Raw genomic sequence first — 15,408 nt, forward strand, 5'->3', positions numbered from 1 at the left:
CTGTGGAAAAAGGGAGATAAGGGGAGGATATCACGAGAAGTTCGGACACCGCATGGCTCGGTGTCCGATTTTTTAACATTAGCGATGTTCTGGCCAGTTAAGCTGCCGAAAAAGACGGCAAGCGATTAACGTAGCAGCAGATAAATTGTTTCTTCGCCCCGGACGATATTCAAAGCCAGAACGGAAGGTTTCGCTTCCAGCAGTTTGCGCAGTTGCGTGATGTTTTCAATGCGCTCGCGGTTTACACCGATGATGATATCGCCTTTTTGCAGACCGACCTGCGCGGCAGGTGTGTCCTTGGCGACGTTATCAATCTGCACACCTTTGCTGCCGTCTTTCAATTGGCCATTCGTCAGAGAAGCCCCCTGCAATGACGGTGAAAGCGTTTCAGCGCTGGTTGATGCCGATGAGCTGTTATCCAACACGACGGAAACTTCCTGCGGTTTGCCATCACGCAGCAGACCGATTTTCACGGTCTTGCCCGGTGCGGTGGTGCCGACTTTGGCCCGCAGTTCTGCAAAGCTGCTGATTGGTTTACCATCCAGCGTCGTCAGCACGTCGCCCGCCTTGATACCGGCTTTGGATGCGGCAGATTTCGGTAAGACTTCGCTGACGAAGGCGCCGCGCTGCGCATCGACGTTGAAGGCTTTCGCCATCTCCGACGTCATCTCGCTGCCTTTAATACCCAGTAGCCCGCGTTTCACTTCGCCAAATTCAACCAGCTGCTGTGCCAGATTCTGGGCCATGTTGCTAGGGATAGCGAAACCGATACCGATGTTTCCGCCGCCCGGCGCCAGGATCGCCGTGTTGATACCGATCAGCTCACCGTTGAGGTTCACCAGCGCACCGCCGGAGTTACCGCGGTTGATGGAAGCATCGGTCTGGATGAAGTTTTCTAACCCTTCAAGATTCAGGCCGCTACGTCCCAGTGCGGAGATAATACCGGAGGTTGCGGTCTGGCCAAGGCCGAACGGGTTACCCACGGCAACGGCAAAATCACCGACGCGCAGTTGATCGGAATCGGCCATTTTTACAGAGACCAGATTCTTGGCGTCATTTAGCTGTAGCAGGGCGATATCGGTCTGCTCATCGCGACCAATCAATTTCGCCTCATATTCACGTCCGTCATTAAGCTGGACGCGGATCTTGTCGGCGTTATTGATCACGTGATTGTTGGTGAGCACGTAACCTTTTGCGGCATCAATAATGACGCCAGAACCCAGCCCTTCAAACGGGCGAGAATTTTGTTTGTCCGTCGGGAAGTTAGGACCAAAGAAGAACTTGAACTCTTCTGGTACGCGCTGACGCTGTACCTGTGTACCTTCAACGTGCACGCTGACGACGGCTGGCAAGACTTTCTCCAGCATCGGGGCCAGACTTGGCGTCTGTTGGCCTTGAACCACGGCAGGCAGCGCAGCATTTGCAGCGGGAAGCGTGGACAGGGTCAAACCTATACTCATTGCCAGTGCACTAAATAGTAATGATGTTTTTTTCATTGTTATTAACTCTCTCACGGCCTGCGGATGAATAAAACGATGATATATAAACTTAAAGACACGGTGAAGAGTCAGACTGGCGATCAATGTGTAAAGTTCACTGCTGTTTCGTCAGCAGATTGTAACTATCGCTATTTTAGTGCGTGATCGGACGATGGCAGCCTGTGGTACGCGTCTTAAACGTACAAGCGTTTTAAGCGTAGAACAAGAGAGGGGAAAGCGTGAGACAGAAAGCCTCACGCTAGGGGAAACTGAATTACTTGCGAATCGGACGTTCGCCCCGCAGCAGGCCTGAGGCACCGTCTGAATAATCGCGCGGCGGCATGTTCACCGGAGCCTGATCGTTATCTGCTTCTGATTCGGTCAGACGATATTTAAACGGATTATCCTGACCGGGAACGTGAGGTAACAGATTATTGGAGCTTTTCGCCATGTGCTGATAAAGCTGACGATAATCATCCGCCATGTTATCCAACAGCTCCGCACTGCGGGCGAAGTGACCCACCAATTCCTGACGATAATCTTCCAGTTCGGTTTTGCTTTTCTCCAGCTCATTCTGCAAGACCTGCTGTTGCCGCAGCTTACGGTTACCAAAGCGCATGGCTACAGCACCAATAATAATACCGACAACTAAACCTATCAGCGCATACTCCCAAGTCATAATAGCTCCTATTTTGACGTTGTTGTCCCGTAGGGTTTTTCACTTAATATAGTCACTATAACCGTTAACCTTGCCTGAGTGGAATCCTGATACTCGATGACAGAAAGGAATGTTGACCTACCGCAGACATCAAGGTTGTTAACTGCGACGATTACGGCTTAAATCGACGACAACACACAGCAAAATACGACTAACTTTTTTCTCAGGGATTGCGATGGCTATGGTTATTCCACAGACAACACAACAGCAAACAACACCCTTGGCACTTTACCAGCAGGCGCTTTCCGCTGGTGAATATCAGCCGGACGAGGTGCAACGGCAAACCGTTGTGCGTCTGGAAGCGATACATCAGGCGTTATGTGAACGCGCTGCTGATGGCGATGCGGGGACATCCGATCGCGTGGGGAAATGGCGTAGCTGGCTAGGACGACGTAATAAACGGGAATCTGCGCCAGTTCAAGGGCTTTACATGTGGGGCGGCGTCGGGCGAGGTAAAACCTGGCTGATGGACATGTTTTTCCACAGTTTGCCCGCTGAGCGCAAGATGCGCCTGCATTTTCATCGTTTTATGCTGCGTGTGCATGAAGAACTGAACCAGTTTCAAGGGCAGGAAAATCCGCTGGAGAAAGTGGCCGACGGTTTTAAAGCCGAAACGGATGTGCTGTGCTTCGATGAGTTTTTCGTCTCTGACATTACCGATGCGATGCTGCTGGCTGAGCTGCTGCGTGCGCTGTTTGCTCGCGGCATTGCGCTGGTGGCGACGTCGAATATTCCGCCAGACGATCTCTACCGTAATGGGCTGCAACGCGCGCGTTTTCTGCCTGCGATTGAGCTGATTAAGCAGTATTGCGACGTGCGTAATGTCGATGCGGGTATCGATTATCGTCTGCGCACGCTGACGCAGGCACATCTTTATCTCTCGCCGCTGAATGAAGAGACGGATGCTGCGATGCAGCAGATGTTTACCCGCCTGACAGGGAAACCGTGGCAGACGCCAGGGCCGGTGTTGGAGATCAATCATCGTCCGTTATCGACACTTGGCGTGAGCGATGGCGTATTGGCGGTCGATTTCCACACGCTGTGTACAGAAGCGCGTAGCCAGAATGATTACATCGCACTGTCGCGCCTCTACCACACGATGCTGTTGCACAATGTGACGGTAATGGAGACGAAGGAAGAGAACACCGCCCGCCGTTTTCTGGCGCTGGTGGACGAGTGCTACGATCGCCGTATCAAATTGATTATTTCTGCGCAGGCATCGATGTTTGAGATCTATCAGGGAGATCACCTGAAATTTGAATACCAGCGCTGTTTATCCCGTTTGCAGGAAATGCAAAGCGAAGAGTACTTACGGCAGCCGCATTTGGCGTAACGCAGGCTGCGGTTTTTTAGTCATTTGCGTGTGAAAAAAGGTCGATCTTTGAGAATGACTTCTCTATAATCTTGCGACCCCACGTTACAACAAAGTTTTTTTTCCCAAAAACTTTATAGTGCCGGCAATGGCTATTCGAAGGGGTAGGTTTGCTGGACTTGATGGTCGTGTGAGCCTCAACTGTTTTCGAGCGTTTGGGTGTTCACCAACGTGTAACTAATTATTGGGTAAGCTTTTAATGAAAACTTTTACAGCTAAACCAGAGACCGTAAAACGCGACTGGTACGTTGTTGATGCGAACGGTAAAACTTTAGGCCGTCTCGCTACTGAACTGGCTCGTCGTCTGCGCGGCAAGCATAAAGCGGAATACACTCCGCACGTTGATACGGGTGATTACATCATCGTTCTGAACGCTGACAAAGTTGCTGTAACTGGCAACAAGCGTACTGACAAGATTTATTATCATCACACCGGTCACATCGGTGGTATTAAACAAGCGACCTTTGAAGAGATGATTGCCCGCCGTCCTGAGCGTGTGATTGAAATCGCGGTTAAAGGCATGCTGCCGAAGGGCCCGTTGGGTCGTGCTATGTTCCGTAAACTGAAAGTTTACGCGGGCACCGAGCACAATCACGCGGCACAGCAACCGCAAGTTCTGGACATTTAATCGGGATTATAGGCAATGGCTGAAAATCAATACTACGGCACTGGTCGCCGCAAAAGCTCCGCCGCTCGCGTGTTCATCAAACCGGGCAACGGTAACATCGTTATCAACCAGCGTAGTCTGGAACAGTACTTCGGTCGCGAAACTGCCCGCATGGTAGTTCGTCAGCCGCTTGAACTGGTCGACATGGTTGGTAAATTTGATCTGTACATCACCGTTAAAGGTGGTGGTATCTCTGGTCAGGCTGGTGCGATCCGTCACGGTATCACCCGCGCTCTGATGGAGTATGATGAGTCCCTGCGTAGCGAACTGCGTAAAGCTGGTTTCGTTACTCGTGATGCTCGTCAGGTTGAACGTAAGAAAGTCGGTCTGCGTAAAGCACGTCGTCGTCCTCAGTTCTCCAAGCGTTAATTTCTGGCTGCTCTGCAGCGAAATCAATGCAAAAAACCCGGTGCTGGTCACCGGGTTTTTTTATGTCCCAGCTGCGCTTTAGGCTACCAATGCAAAAGACCACCTCTGGAGGTGGTCTTTTGCATTTAGAATTTAGCTTTTACTTCTGCTGCGATGGTGTCTGCTATTCCGTTGCGTTTCTTACATCATGCAGATCGCGATCTTTGACTTCTGGCATCAAAAGGGCGGACAGCAGGCCAATGCAGGAGTAGCAAATTAGCATCACAACGATGGGATACCACGACCCTGTTATTTGGCAAAAAATACCGGCTAGCAAAGGACCAAGCCCTGTAGCGAATAACCCACCGATTTCTTTGGAAATTGCCATTTGGGAGAAGCGGTTTTTTGAACCAAACATCTCCGCCATCGTAATCCCCTCAATTGCTGCCTGCCCTAATACCGCAATATTGTGAATTAGGATTAAGCATACCGTGATTGTAGCGACCGCCTGCTCTTTATTCACGATGATCGAAATCATCGGATAAGCGAGAAGAATAGAGCCCAGCGTCAGGATAATATAAGGAATACGGCGCCCGATTCTATCTGATAGCCACCCCATCAATGGGATTGTCAGGAAGCCGATAACTGAACTAATCATGATGGCATCGGTTGGAACGGCCTTGCTGAATAGTAGCGTTTGTACCATGTAGCCAGCCAGGAAAGTCTGGATAATCCCTGAGTTCCCCGCCTGTCCGAAGCGCAGACCCGTTGCAATCCAAAACGCTTTCCCTTTTAGCAAAGACCAAAAAGGTGTGTGCTGATGGGCGACTTCTTTCGTTTCTTGTACCCCTTCAAATACCGGGCTTTCTTTCAGATTCAGACGTAACCAGATAGCAAACCCCATCACCACGAAACTCGCAAGGAAGGGAAGACGCCACGCCCAATCAATGATCTCTTCATTGCTAAAGAGGTAAAACATCGCAGCCCAAATGGCCGTCGCGCTCAAGGTTCCGCAGTTGGTTCCCATTGCAACCAGCGAGGCAATAATGCCTTTTTTACCCTTAGGCGCGTATTCTGCCAGCATGGTACTGGCACCAGAAATCTCTGCACCGGCACCCAGTCCCTGAATAATCCTGAGCACTACCAATAGAATCGGTGCCAGAATGCCAACCTGCTGGTAGGTCGGGAGTGCGCCTATTAATGTGGTACAAACGCCCATTAATGCAATGGTAATAAACAGGACCTTTTTCCTGCCGACTCTATCCCCCATTTTCCCGAAGAAGACGGCGCCGACAATACGGGCTACATAGCCTGCACCGTAGGTTCCCATCGCGAGAATTAATGCCATAGCAGCCGATTGTTCAGGAAAGAAAACTTCATGGAAGACCAGTGCGGCACCAAGAGAATAGAGCTGGAAATCCATGAATTCTAATGTTGTACCGAGCCAGCCAGAAACGGATGCCCTGGCAAGATCGGACGTGCTTCTTTTCACTTTAACTGGAGATGAGTTCATAGTGTCACCATATGATTATTAGATTTAATTCAATATGTGGTGAGGTATAAATACCTGGTGGCACACACGAAAAATCATTTCCAGACAATGTGTGGAAATAATTAATCGATAGAATAATAAGAAAAAACACCACATCTTGATTTTGGGTCAATAGCGTATTATCAGCATTCCTTTGCCGTATTAATCCGATTTAAGATTAAAGGTGATGTCTTTATTAAAATTTAACGAGTACTTTTGAAGAAATATTTTTATCACTTGCTGCAATTAATGCATTTTCAACATCATGATAAGAATATTCAGCGGAGATAATGGGCTGTGGATTGATAATACCTTTCTCCAGCCATTTAACCGCAGTCGCAAATTCATTAATGAATCGGAATGATCCTTTCCACGAGAGTTCTTTTACTAGCATTTGTGCAACGGGATATTGGACAGGGCTTGGTCCCATACCAATTTGTACAATCAAACCATTAGGGCGGGTCGCAAAGACCGATGAGGCGATTGCCGCAGGTGCACCGCTGGCCTCGAAGGTCACATCAAAGTAGCCTTTATTTTGGTTATAGATTTCCATTGCACTTTCATCAAGCGGATTGACCGAGGCATCGGCTCCCATTTCCAACGCGATATTTCTGCACCTTTCACTGATATCGGATGCCACAATCTCTACGGCGCCCGAGGCTTTCGCTGCGGCAATCGTCAAGGCACCAATCGGGCCCGCACCGATGACCAAGACTTTTTTACCGACCAGGCTGCCTGCGACGTTGATGGCATGAATAACAACCGCCGTTGGTTCCGCAAGTGCCATAATTTGTGAAGGGACATTTTCATCATAGGGATAGCACTGCTGTGCAGAAACAGTGACATATTGAGCAAAACCGCCGTGTACGTGCGGATTAAACTGCGCACTTCCCATAAATCGCATACTTTGACATTCGTTCTGTTTGCCTTCCAGGCAATAGTTACATTGATTGCAAGGCTGGGAAGGATTGATCGCAACTTTTTGCCCGACTTTTAATTGACTATTTTCAGGTGCCTGATGAATTCTGCCAACGAATTCGTGACCCATGACCATAGGATGTTTTATTACAGACAAACCAGCATGGCCTTCATGATAATAATGAATATCTGAGCCACAAATACCGCCACATTCAACGTTAACGACAATATCGTTTTCGGTATAAGTCAGTTCACGGCTTTCTACTTTTACGTCTTTTTTCCCATGAACAATACATGCATCAAAGGTAAGCGTATCTTGTTTCATATTGATACCTCTAAAATAATATAGTGTGGTTTTCCTTTGTCGCGGTGGAGAGAATTAAAAACCACACGTTGACTTATCAATCATCCCTGAAGAATATCGATTTCTGAGAATCAGAGTACCGCTAACCATCCGCCATCGACATAGATGACCTGACCATTGATATAATTCGATGCATCAGCAGACAGGAAAATAGCCGTACCGATAAGTTCTTCGGTTTTTCCCCAGCGTTTAGTTGGGTTGCTACTTTTGACCCACTTATCGAACTCAACATCTTTAATCAAGGCTTCATTCATGTCGGTCAGTATGTAGCCGGGGCCGATTGCGTTCGCTTGAATGTTATATTCTGCCCATTCCGCCGACATGGAGCGCGTCAACATTTTGATTCCGCCTTTAGCGGCGGTATAAGGTGCGACGGTAGGACGTGCTTGCTCACTGGTCAGTGAACAGATATTGATAAATTTGCCGCCGCGGCCGCGTTTTATCATGCGGATTGCAGCTTCGCGCGACACGAGGAATGTCCCTGTCAGGTGAATGTCCATGACGCGCTGCCAGTCCTGTAGCGCGAGGTCGACTAACGGTTGACGATGTTGGATCCCTGCGTTATTAATCACAATGTCGATTTCTATACCAGCGGCATCCATCAGATTGAATGCATTGACGATCTGATCTTCTTTTGAGACGTCAATCACGTAACCTTTAGCGTTATAGCCCTTTGCCGTTAGCTTTTGTACCGCTTCGTTCAGCGTTTCCTCTCTGATATCGCTAAGTACAATGGCGGCACCGGCTGAGGCTAATCCTTCTGCATAGGAAAAGCCGAGGCCTCTTGCAGAACCGGTAATGAGTGCAGTTTTCCCTGATAGATCAAATAGTTTTGCGGCATCCATTATCAACTCCTTAACTGATTATTGAGCATTGAATAGGTTATTTTTTAAGAGGTAGTATTGTCATACATCATGTTGTCATACAACTAACGAGTGGAAGTGATGGTGTCGCTTTGTTATACTTCAATCAACAGTCAAAGCGTTTTTTTGTGATCATGATTCCAATAATTGATTTGAGGCGTTATGGACAATATAGAATCAATACCAAGAAATAATATTGCTGAAGCCGTCTATCAGAAGATGCAGAAAAAAATACTCAGCGGTGAGTGGAAACAGGGTGAGAAATTACCGTCTGAGTTTGAATTAAGTGAGGCTTTTGAAGTAAGTAGAACGAGTATTCGCAGCGCGGTGCAAAAACTGAGGAACCTGGGAATCATCTATACCAAGCATGGTCGAGGTTCTTTTGTTTCAAATGAAATTGAAAGCTTCCGTATGCAGGCGAATGACAAGCCGATTCTTCACCTGACGAAAGGTGAGTTCATGGACATGATGGTGTTTCGGCAAACGGTGGAATTCAAGTGCATCGAGTTGGCGGCAAAAAATGCAACGGATGAGGATATTGCTCTTATAGAAGATGCACTTAACCGAATGCTGGTTAACAAAAATGACTATAAAAAATACTCGCAGGCCGATCTGGATTTCCACATGGCGATTATCAATGCGGCGCACAACAAAGTGTTTTCACATGCCATTAAGTATGTGAAAAGTATGTACTATTTCTATCTGGAAGAGTTAAACCGTGTGTTAGGCATAACGTTAGATAGTATTGACGCGCATATCAAAATTTTTATGGCGATAAAAAACCGTGACATTGAAACCGCGAAGCTATGCCTGGATCAGGCGATGGAATGTAACATTATTATGATTAACAACCTTGATAATAACTAACGTGTAAATATCGCCCTATTTCTCAGGTCGCTTACCTCTCCTTTATTTGTCTGTCAGTAACGGCCTGCCGGTGCTTGCTTTGCAGCATCGGCGTAAAAATGGTGTTAATTCACTATATTTTTGTATCAGAAATGTACCCGTAGTGATCCACTATTTATCTAATTTATTAAAATTATTACCTTTGGTGATATCTCTTTCAGCCCGCTGTACTTCCCGATTTTCTCCTCAATTAAGTTGCTTTTATTTTTTCCTTTTGATAGTAATACATCAAGAGATATGATGTCATACAACAAATGAGATTCTACATAATCTGATTGTGGCTATCACAGGAGTTTTTGAATGATAAAGGTAACAAACGTAAAAACGATTCTAACGGCACCGGGTGGCATTGATCTGGTTGTCGTCAAGGTCGAAACCAACCAGGACGGCTTATACGGCTTAGGGTGTGCAACCTTTACCCAACGTATTTTCGCGGTTGAAGCGGCCATTAATGAATATATGAAGCCTTTTCTGATCGGGAAAGATCCTTCTCGTATTGAAGATATCTGGCAGTCTGCCGTCGTGAGCGGCTATTGGCGCAATGGGCCGGTGATGAACAATGCGATCTCGGCTATCGATATGGCGCTGTGGGATATCAAGGGTAAAGTCGCTAACTTGCCGGTCTATGAATTGCTGGGCGGCAAATGCCGCGACGGTATTCCACTTTATCGTCATTGCGATGGTGCGGATGCGGTTGCGGCGGAAGATAACATCCGTGCGGCAATGGAAGAAGGGTACCAGTATGTGCGTTGTCAGATGGGCATGTACGGTGGGGCCGGGACGGAAGACCTCAAACTGATTGCCACTCAGTTGGATAAAGCCAATATCACGCCGAAGCGCTCACCAAGAACGAAGACGCCCGGTATTTATTTCGATCCTGATGCTTATGCCAGAAGCATTCCGGCCTTTTTCGATCATCTGCGCAATAAGATTGGGTTTGATGTTGAATTTATTCATGATGTTCATGAACGGGTATCGCCGGTTACCGCGTTGCAAATGGCGAAGTCTCTGGAAGATTACAAGCTCTTTTATCTTGAAGATCCCGTCGCCCCAGAGAATGTTGATTTCCTTAGCGTGATGCGCCAGCAAACCTCAACCCCAATCGCGATGGGGGAGCTGTTTGTTCATGTTGCCGAATACAAACACCTGATAACCAATCATCTGATTGATTTTATTCGCTGCCATATCAGTATGATCGGTGGGATTACGCCTGCCAAAAAACTGGCGACACTCGCCGAGTTTCATGGCGTGAGAACCGCCTGGCATGGTCCGGGGGATATCTCTCCTGTCGGTGTAGTCGCGAATATGCACATTGATATGAGCATTACGAATCTGGGTATTCAAGAATATACGCCGATGAATGAGGCCCTGCGGGACGTTTTCCCCGGTTGCCCGGATATTGAAGGTGGATACGCGTACCTGAACGATAAGCCAGGATTAGGGATTGATATCGATGAGCAAAAAGCGAAGCAATTCCCTGTTGAAGGTGGATTGCCGTCATGGACGAATGCACGCTTGCCGGATGGCACTGCGGCACGACCTTAATTATTGGCTTAATGACGCCAATTCGCTTTAATTTCGCTTACTTAGAAGCCGACGGTCATCGTCGGCTTCTAGGCGGTTGACGACTCAGCGCAGGCCAATACAGGGGATAGATTATTCTCTGGCGGTGTTGTTTAGACTTCGCTATTGCAAATGAAAAATTTGTATTTAATAAAAAAATTCTTATTTATCATTCTGTTAAATAAGATTCTCCGCTTATATCCCCACAAAACGAACAAAATCTGATAAGCTATCTGCCGATTTTATGCCTGTGTGTAAGCTATCGTGTAGCGGTTTAAACCAGCTGGGTTTTATCCGGTGACGTTTACACACATTGGCGAGCAGCATTTCGAATAGCGGTTTGCAGGTTACTGACTGCACGATTATTCGCCATATTTTCTCGATAAACTTGGAGGTTTTCATGGCTGTCGCTGCCAACAAACGTTCGGTAATGACGCTGTTTTCTGGTCCATCCGACATTTTTAGCCATCAGGTCCGCATTGTATTGGCGGAAAAGGGTGTGAGTGTCGAGATTGAGCAGGTAGACATGGATAATCTGCCTCAGGATCTTATTGACCTCAATCCTTACGGTTCCGTGCCGACGCTGGTCGATCGCGAACTGACGCTCTATGAATCACGCATTATCATGGAGTATCTGGATGAACGTTTTCCTCATCCGCCGTTAATGCCTGTCTATCCGGTTGCGCGCGGTAACAGCCGCCTGATGATGCATCGTATTGAGAGCGACTGGTATTCTTTGCTGAAGAAAATTACGCACGGCAACGCTCAGGAAGCGGATGCGGCACGTAAGCAATTGCGTGAAGAATTGCTGGCTATTGCCCCAGTATTCAATGAAGCGCCTTATTTCATGAGCGAAGAGTTCAGCCTTGTGGATTGCTATCTGGCTCCGCTGCTGTGGCGTTTGCCGCAGTTAGGCATTGAACTGAGTGGTTCGGGCGCGAAAGAGCTGAAAGGCTACATGACTCGCGTCTTTGAGCGTGATGCGTTCCTGGCTTCCCTGACGGAAGTGGAACGTGAAATGCGTTTGCAAACCCGAGGTTAAACCGTATGGCGTTGTCTCAACTGTCTCCGCGTCGTCCGTATTTATTACGGGCTTTTTATGATTGGTTGCTGGATAACCAATTAACGCCTCATCTGGTGGTAGATGTTACTCTGCCAGATGTTATGGTGCCGATGGAGTTCGCCCGTGACGGCCAGATCGTGCTGAATATCGCACCGCGCGCTGTTGGCGGCCTTGAGTTAGCTGATGACAGCGTTCGTTTCAATGCCCGTTTTGGTGGCGTACCGCGTCAGGTTTATGTGCCGATGGCGGCTGTCATGGCGATCTATGCTCGTGAGAACGGGGCTGGAACGATGTTTGAGTCCGAACCTGCTTACGAATCTGCTGGTGAATACGAAGACTTTCAGGAAGGCGCACCCGCTTCAGGGACGGTCATGTCGATTGTCGATAGCTCACCTGATTCTGAAGCACCTGACGATGGCTCGGGTTCTGATGATGAACCACCGCAGCCACCTAAAGGTGGCCGACCGTCGCTACGGGTCGTGAAGTAATTTGTTTCTAAGGGCACTTTAACAGTGCCCTTTTTATTTCGTGCCGTTAATTGAACATGCTCTTAATTGAGCATCGTGTTAATTGAACACCATTCCGCCATCAATCAATAGCGATTGTCCCGTCATATAGTCGGAATCGTGGCTGGCCAGATAGGACACGCAGGCAGCAACATCTTCCGGTTCGGAAAGACGGCCCAGCGTGATGCGTTTGGCGAATTCTTCCGTCGCATAGCCACGCGGTTTTCCTGCGGATTCAGAGATCTTCCGATCGATTTCATCCCACATTGGCGTTTTTACGATACCCGGACAGTAGCCATTGACCGTGATGCCCAGCGGCGCTAAATCGCGTGCGGCCGTTTGCGTTAAGCCACGAACTGCGAATTTACTTGAGCTGTAGACGGCAAGTTCGGGGTTGCCCACATGCCCAGCCTGCGAACAGGCATTGATGATTTTTCCGCCGTGCCCCAGAGATTTAAAGGCATCGAGCGCCGCCTGAATGCCCCAGATAACGCCTTTGACGTTGATGTTATAAACGCGATCGACAACGTCTGGCGTGATGTCTTCAATCAGGGTTGAAGGGGCAACACCGGCGTTATTGACGATGACGTTAAAGTCACCAAAGCGCTCTTTGGTTGCGGCAACGGCAGCAAAAACGGCCTCACGATCCGCGACGTCTGCCTGTAGTGCGATGGCCTGTCCGCCGGATTTTTCGATTTCCTGCGCCACACTGCGCGCGGTTTCTTGGTTATAGTCCACGATGGCGACGGCAAAACCGTCTGCCGCCAGTCTGAGAGCAATAGCGCGGCCAATACCTTGACCGGCTCCTGTTACAAGAGCCACTTCGACTGTCATATTTCCTCCTTAATGAAATCCAATCTCAATAAAGACAAGTTAATGCCGGAGGTAAGTGTAGGTCGTTAATGTGATATTGCAGGATTTATTACGAAAGGTTCTTTAGAACCCAGTGGAAAGATGAAGATTTTATTAGCCTATCTGGTTTGATATTCCGAGAAGAGAAGTAGAGAAAATGGCCATCGGTTGCTATGGCGCGACGTAGTTCATTTGCTGGCCGCGGCCTTAGAGGAATACAGATTGAACGTTGAGCATTGCCCGACTTCCTGAGAGTAAGAGCAAAGGCGTATATAACCTATGCTATAACCGAAACTAGCGGCGATATTCCTTGTTTATGGGACATTGCGATTCCAGAAGGCAGAACATTAGGAGAGGGAGCTATGCATCAAGGTCGTTGTTTATGCGGCGGGGTGACGATTTCCACGACGCATTCTGTCAGTGAAGTGGGTGTCTGCCATTGTGGTATGTGTCAGACGTGGGGCGGCGGGCCGCTCATGGCGGTGGAGTGCAAAGATCCGGCGATTAAAATAGAAGGCGAAGAAAACATTACGGTATGGCAATCATCGGAATGGGCCGAGCGCGCGTTTTGCCGCGTGTGCGGCACACATCTGTTTTACCGTCTACGCGGTACGGATGCTTATGAAATTCCAGCAGGTTTTTTTACCGACGAAGCTAACAAGAAGATGGTCACTCAGATTTATATCGATAACAAACCGAGCTACTACTCGTTTGCGGAAAAGACGCCGATGCTGACAGAGCAGGAGGTGATTGCGCTGTATTCCGGTAAAGACGAATCTGGTAAAGACTAAAAAAGAAAAGGGCAGCCAGCGCTGCCCTTAAGAGATGTGATGCGTTTCTACACTTCCAGATAGTTCATGATGCCGTCAGCGGCTTTACGGCCCTCTGCAATGGCTGTCACCACCAGATCGGAACCGCGTACTGCATCGCCGCCCGCAAAAATTTTCGGGTTGCTGGTCTGGAACGCGTTATCGCAACTTTCTGGCGCGACAATGCGACCTTGATCGTCCAGCTTGACGTCATGTTCTGCCAGCCACGCCATTTTGTGCGGACGGAAGCCGAACGCCATGATGACCGCATCGGCTTCCAGAACGTGCTCGGAACCCTCTACGATTTCAGGACGACGACGGCCATTGGCATCCGGTGCGCCCAGCGCAGTACGCGCCATTTTCACACCGCACACTTTGCCCGCGCCATTGATCTCGACGCTTAACGGTTGCAGGTTGAATTTGAACTCGACGCCTTCTTCACGCGCGTTTTTCACTTCGCGTTTAGAACCCGGCATGTTCTCTTCATCACGACGATAGGCACAGGTCACGTGCGTTGCACCTTGACGAATCGAGGTACGCACGCAGTCCATCGCGGTGTCACCACCGCCCAGTACGACAACGCGTTTACCCTGCATGCTGACGTAAGGCTCGTCAACGGCGGCTTCAAAGCCCATCAGCTGCTTGGTGTTGGCAATCAGGAACGGCAGAGCGTCGTAGACACCCTGAGCATCTTCATTGTCCAATCCGCCACGCATAGACTGATAGGTGCCGACGCCGATGAATACCGCATCGTACTCGTCCAGCAGCGCTTTCATCTGCACGTCTTTGCCGACTTCGATATTCAGACGGAATTCGATGCCCATCTCAGTGAAGATCTCACGACGTTTCACCATCACTTCTTTTTCCAGCTTGAAAGAAGGGATACCGAAGGTCAGCAGGCCACCGATCTCAGGATGACGATCGAAGACGACAGCTTGTACGCCACTGCGTGCCAGCACGTCGGCACACGCCAATCCTGCCGGGCCCGCGCCAATGATGGCGACGCGTTTGCCGGTCGGTTTGACGTTGGCAACGCTTGGCTTCCAGCCCATCTCTATCGCTTTATCATTGATATAGCGCTCGATGTTGCCGATGGTGACCGCGCCGAATTCATCATTCAGCGTACAAGACCCTTCACACAGACGGTCCTGCGGGCATACGCGACCACAGACTTCCGGCAGGCTATTGGTCTGGTGCGATAACTCAGCCGCTTCGATAATGCGGCCTTCGTTCGCCAGCTTCAGCCAGTTCGGGATGTAGTTATGTACCGGACATTTCCACTCACAGTAAGGGTTGCCGCATGCCAGGCAGCGGTCTGCCTGCGCTTTGGACTGGCTTTCTGAGAACGGCTCGTAGATCTCAACAAATTCAATTTTACGAATCTTCAGCGGTTTCTTGGGCGGATCAACGCGCTGTAAGTCGATAAACTGGTAAACATTCTGACTCATGA

General features: G+C 48.9%; 15 protein-coding genes. 8 read left to right on the top strand and 7 right to left on the bottom strand.

What is annotated here, in order from left to right:
* Positions 1 to 125: 125 nt before the first annotated feature.
* Both degQ and zapG read right to left on the bottom strand, forming a co-directional pair.
* Entirely contained in the window at positions 126 to 1,496 is a 1,371-nt protein-coding gene (degQ, locus tag BUB06_RS04540) for a serine endoprotease DegQ (protein WP_010296670.1), read from the bottom strand.
* A gap of 256 nt (positions 1,497 to 1,752) precedes the next feature.
* Positions 1,753 to 2,157, bottom strand: a complete 405-nt coding sequence (gene zapG / locus BUB06_RS04545) for a Z-ring associated protein ZapG (RefSeq protein ID WP_010296674.1) — start codon at positions 2,155 to 2,157, stop codon at positions 1,753 to 1,755.
* Between the two features lie 220 nt (positions 2,158 to 2,377).
* Here zapG and zapE point away from each other — a divergent pair, with 220 nt between their 5' ends.
* From zapE to rpsI, 3 genes are all read left to right on the top strand, one after another.
* Positions 2,378 to 3,529: a cell division protein ZapE gene (gene zapE, locus BUB06_RS04550; RefSeq protein WP_010296676.1), complete on the top strand. Its 1,152-nt coding sequence runs from the start codon at positions 2,378 to 2,380 to the stop codon at positions 3,527 to 3,529.
* Between the two features lie 238 nt (positions 3,530 to 3,767).
* A complete protein-coding gene (gene rplM / locus BUB06_RS04560) occupies positions 3,768 to 4,196 on the top strand; it encodes a 50S ribosomal protein L13 (protein ID WP_005975488.1) in 429 nt (142 codons plus the stop codon).
* A 15-nt stretch (positions 4,197 to 4,211) separates the two neighbouring features.
* Positions 4,212 to 4,604: a 30S ribosomal protein S9 gene (rpsI, locus tag BUB06_RS04565; RefSeq protein ID WP_010280182.1), complete on the top strand. Its 393-nt coding sequence runs from the start codon at positions 4,212 to 4,214 to the stop codon at positions 4,602 to 4,604.
* A 163-nt stretch (positions 4,605 to 4,767) separates the two neighbouring features.
* Here the strand turns inward: rpsI and BUB06_RS04570 are convergent, their stop codons facing one another.
* From BUB06_RS04570 to BUB06_RS04580, 3 genes are all read right to left on the bottom strand, one after another.
* On the bottom strand, positions 4,768 to 6,096 hold the full coding sequence (locus BUB06_RS04570) for an MFS transporter (RefSeq protein ID WP_039470343.1): 1,329 nt from the start codon (positions 6,094 to 6,096) through the stop codon (positions 4,768 to 4,770).
* A 214-nt stretch (positions 6,097 to 6,310) separates the two neighbouring features.
* Positions 6,311 to 7,357 (bottom strand): L-idonate 5-dehydrogenase, encoded by a 1,047-nt coding sequence (idnD, locus tag BUB06_RS04575; protein WP_039470344.1) that lies wholly within the window; start codon positions 7,355 to 7,357, stop codon positions 6,311 to 6,313.
* 110 nt (positions 7,358 to 7,467) lie between these two features.
* A complete protein-coding gene (locus BUB06_RS04580; RefSeq protein ID WP_010296684.1) occupies positions 7,468 to 8,241 on the bottom strand; it encodes an SDR family oxidoreductase in 774 nt (257 codons plus the stop codon).
* Positions 8,242 to 8,421: 180 nt separating this feature from the next.
* On the opposite strand from BUB06_RS04580, the gene BUB06_RS04585 reads away from it, so the two are divergent.
* From BUB06_RS04585 to sspB, 4 genes are all read left to right on the top strand, one after another.
* On the top strand, positions 8,422 to 9,126 hold the full coding sequence (locus tag BUB06_RS04585) for a FadR/GntR family transcriptional regulator (RefSeq protein ID WP_039470346.1): 705 nt from the start codon (positions 8,422 to 8,424) through the stop codon (positions 9,124 to 9,126).
* Positions 9,127 to 9,465: 339 nt separating this feature from the next.
* On the top strand, positions 9,466 to 10,710 hold the full coding sequence (locus BUB06_RS04590; RefSeq protein WP_010280188.1) for an enolase C-terminal domain-like protein: 1,245 nt from the start codon (positions 9,466 to 9,468) through the stop codon (positions 10,708 to 10,710).
* A 418-nt stretch (positions 10,711 to 11,128) separates the two neighbouring features.
* On the top strand, positions 11,129 to 11,770 hold the full coding sequence (gene sspA / locus BUB06_RS04600) for a stringent starvation protein SspA (RefSeq protein ID WP_039470348.1): 642 nt from the start codon (positions 11,129 to 11,131) through the stop codon (positions 11,768 to 11,770).
* A gap of 5 nt (positions 11,771 to 11,775) precedes the next feature.
* The gene (gene sspB / locus BUB06_RS04605; RefSeq protein ID WP_010296690.1) at positions 11,776 to 12,279 is read left to right on the top strand and encodes a ClpXP protease specificity-enhancing factor; all 504 of its coding nucleotides are present in this window, start codon (positions 11,776 to 11,778) and stop codon (positions 12,277 to 12,279) included.
* A 78-nt stretch (positions 12,280 to 12,357) separates the two neighbouring features.
* On the opposite strand, the gene BUB06_RS04610 is transcribed toward sspB, so the two are convergent.
* Positions 12,358 to 13,131 (bottom strand): (S)-acetoin forming diacetyl reductase, encoded by a 774-nt coding sequence (locus BUB06_RS04610; RefSeq protein WP_039470349.1) that lies wholly within the window; start codon positions 13,129 to 13,131, stop codon positions 12,358 to 12,360.
* Between the two features lie 380 nt (positions 13,132 to 13,511).
* Here BUB06_RS04610 and BUB06_RS04615 point away from each other — a divergent pair, with 380 nt between their 5' ends.
* A complete protein-coding gene (locus tag BUB06_RS04615; protein WP_010296695.1) occupies positions 13,512 to 13,940 on the top strand; it encodes a GFA family protein in 429 nt (142 codons plus the stop codon).
* Positions 13,941 to 13,987: 47 nt separating this feature from the next.
* Here the strand turns inward: BUB06_RS04615 and BUB06_RS04620 are convergent, their stop codons facing one another.
* Positions 13,988 to 15,406: a glutamate synthase small subunit gene (locus BUB06_RS04620; protein WP_039470351.1), complete on the bottom strand. Its 1,419-nt coding sequence runs from the start codon at positions 15,404 to 15,406 to the stop codon at positions 13,988 to 13,990.
* Positions 15,407 to 15,408: the final 2 nt, after the last annotated feature.

Origin of the sequence: Pectobacterium carotovorum, assembly GCF_900129615.1 — a bacterium.
In the GTDB taxonomy this organism is placed as follows: domain Bacteria; phylum Pseudomonadota; class Gammaproteobacteria; order Enterobacterales; family Enterobacteriaceae; genus Pectobacterium; species Pectobacterium carotovorum.